Origin of the sequence: Arthrobacter sp. HMWF013 (genome assembly GCF_003061105.1) — a bacterium.
Lineage (GTDB): Bacteria > Actinomycetota > Actinomycetes > Actinomycetales > Micrococcaceae > Arthrobacter.
In genome coordinates this window covers 1-2,050 of record NZ_QAIQ01000726.1, presented here as the reverse complement: position 1 = coordinate 2,050, position 2,050 = coordinate 1, and the positions used below count along the sequence as shown (strand labels likewise).

Genomic DNA, 2,050 nt, shown 5'->3' with positions numbered 1-2,050 from the left:
GTTGCAACTCCCAAAATTCTGGGTGTTGCAACGACCGCTAGAACCCGCCAGGCGCCCCGCCCTTCATTCAATCTGTTGTGGGATCAGTGCCCGGGAACTGCCTGGAAGCTCTGCGGAAGCTTCATGCCGGTCTCATCCATGACATCGCGGAGACGGTCCGGATAGTCGGTGATGATTCCGTCAACGCCGGTGGCAATCAGGGACCTCATGGTGGGCTTGTCGTCCACCGTCCAGGGGATGATCTGCATTCCGGCCGCGTGGGCGCGCTCCACCATGTCCGCGGTGACGTACGGAACGTAATTGGCGTCCAGGACGGTGCCGTTCTGCGGGGTGCCGTGCACCGGCGAGATGGCGTCGAAACCGAGGTGGTGCGCCGCGTTGACGAGGTCGCCGCCGAAATCGTCGGAGTCAATGCCACCGAGCCATGGCGAACTGCCCGGCTGGCCGGCCTGCAGGAAGTCCTTGTTGGTCAGGGCAACAGTGCGGATCTGCGGGTCACGTTGCTGCACGAGGCGGAGCGAACCCCAGTCAAAGCTCTGGATGGACACGCGGTGCTGCATGTTCGCGGCCTTGATCTCCCGCAGCGCGACGTCCACGAACTGTTCACGCGGTGCTGTCTGCTCCGGTGCCCCGGCCTCGACCTTGGTTTCGATGTTGAATTTCACCTGGCTGGCGCGGTAGGAATCCACGAGGGTAAAAAGCTCTGCCAGGGTGGGCATTTTCTCGCCGGGCGCGGCCTGCTGGCCAGGGAACTGCGGCAGGGTGCGCGTTCCGCAATCGAGGCTCCGGACCTGTTCGAACGTGAGGTCCTTGATGTACTTTCCAACGTACGGGAACAGCGGGTCCCCCGGCGTGACCGGGGCGGTGTCGGCGCACTTCTTGTCGCTGATCCTGCGGTCGTGCGTGATGACTTCGCGCCCGTCCTTGGTGATCTGGAGATCAAGTTCAAGGGTGGTGACGCCGGTTTCCAGGGCCTTGGCGAAGGCGGGCAGGGTGGACTCGACCGTGAGCCCTATTCCGCCCCGGTGGGCCTGGAGGTCGAAATGGTTGTCTCCGCCCTGGGGGTTGGTGTCCGCAGCCATGGCGTGGGAGGGGATGGCGAGCAGCAGCGCTGCGCTCTGTACGGCAGCGCCCAGCTTCGTCGGGGTGTGCATGTGGTGTTCTCCACTCTGGTGGTGTGCAGGTGCACGTGCCACCGTGGTGGGCGCCGGCCAACAAGCGGCCACCCCTGCCCGACATCAGCCTTAACCCCGGTTGAACGTCCGGTGCCGTCAGGCCTGCTTGCGGATCAGCTTGTGGTTGGCGGCCTGTGCCACGGGCCGGATCACGATCTGGTCCAGGTTGACGTGGTGCGGAGCGCTCACGGCATACCGTACGACGTCGGCTACGTCCGCGGCCGTCAGGGGCTTCTCCACACCCTGGTAGACCTTCGCGGCGGCCTGCTGGTCGCCGAGCCGGTTCAGCGCGAACTCCTCGGTGTGGACCAGCCCGGGGGCCACCTCGATGACGCGGATGTTGTTCTCAGCTTCCTCCAGCCGCAGCGCCCCGGTGACGGCATGCTGGGCGAACTTGGCAGCGTTGTAGCCTGCGCCGCCCTCATATGCTGCCAGTCCCGCAGTGGACGTCAGGTTCAGGACGGTGCCCTCGCCGGTGGCCCGGAGCATGGGCAGGAATGCCCGGGTGATCTTCATGGTGCCGAGAACGTTGACCCGGTACATCCATTCCCAGTCCTCGGTGTTGGCCTCCCCCACCTGGTCAGCACCCCGGGCGCCGCCGGCAATGTTGATCAAGGTGTCCACACCCCCGGCTTCGGTGACGCGGGCGAGGAGCCGGGCGACGTCGTCGTCCTCTGCGATGTCAGCGGGGATCGCGACGGCGCCTGTTTCCGCTTCCAGTGCGGCCAGCCGTTCCGCGCGCCGGGCGACGGCGAAAACCGTCCAGCCCTGGGCTGTCAGGGCGCGGACTGTTGCCTCGCCGATGCCGGTGCTGGCTCCGGTGACTACTGCTGCCTTTGGTCCTGTTTCGTTGCGTGAATCTTCAGTCATGGCAC

The 2,050-nt window shown here is 65.6% G+C and carries 2 protein-coding genes; both read right to left on the bottom strand.

The features are described 5' to 3' along the window. Positions 1 to 83 precede the first annotated feature (83 nt). Positions 84 to 1,154 (bottom strand): glycerophosphodiester phosphodiesterase, encoded by a 1,071-nt coding sequence (locus DBR22_RS23325; RefSeq protein ID WP_108600923.1) that lies wholly within the window; start codon positions 1,152 to 1,154, stop codon positions 84 to 86. 117 nt (positions 1,155 to 1,271) lie between these two features. Beyond that, positions 1,272 to 2,045: an SDR family oxidoreductase gene (locus DBR22_RS23320; protein WP_108600924.1), complete on the bottom strand. Its 774-nt coding sequence runs from the start codon at positions 2,043 to 2,045 to the stop codon at positions 1,272 to 1,274. Positions 2,046 to 2,050 lie beyond the last annotated feature (5 nt).